The 362-nt window shown below is 49.2% G+C and carries 1 pseudogene; it reads right to left on the bottom strand.

What is annotated here, in order from left to right:
- Window positions 1-362 (bottom strand): annotated as a pseudogene (locus QWJ41_RS20905) (F0F1 ATP synthase subunit alpha); the annotation flags it as partial.

The following is a 362-nucleotide window of genomic DNA, read 5'->3' as shown; positions in this document are numbered from 1 at the left end:
CGACGGTGGACCGTTTCTGACCGATGGCAACGTACATGCAATACAGCTTCTTCTTTTCTTCGTCGGCGTCATTGAAACGTTTCTGGTTGATGATGGTATCGATGGCCAATGCAGTTTTACCCGTTTGACGATCACCAATAATCAATTCACGCTGTCCTCTTCCGATGGGCACGAGCGAGTCAACGGCCTTGATACCTGTCTGCATAGGTTCTCTTACAGAGATACGAGGGATAATCCCTGGGGCCTTAATACCTACACGGAAACGCTGTTTGGTGTTCAACGGTCCTTTTCCATCAATGGGATTTCCCAAAGCGTCTACTACACGACCCAAAATGGCGTCACCGACTGGGACGTCTACGATT

The organism is Nocardioides cremeus (assembly GCF_030518195.1).
In the GTDB taxonomy this organism is placed as follows: domain Bacteria; phylum Actinomycetota; class Actinomycetes; order Propionibacteriales; family Nocardioidaceae; genus Nocardioides; species Nocardioides cremeus.
The sequence above is the reverse complement of the archived record's forward strand: the minus strand, read 5'-3'. Positions and strand labels throughout refer to the sequence as shown.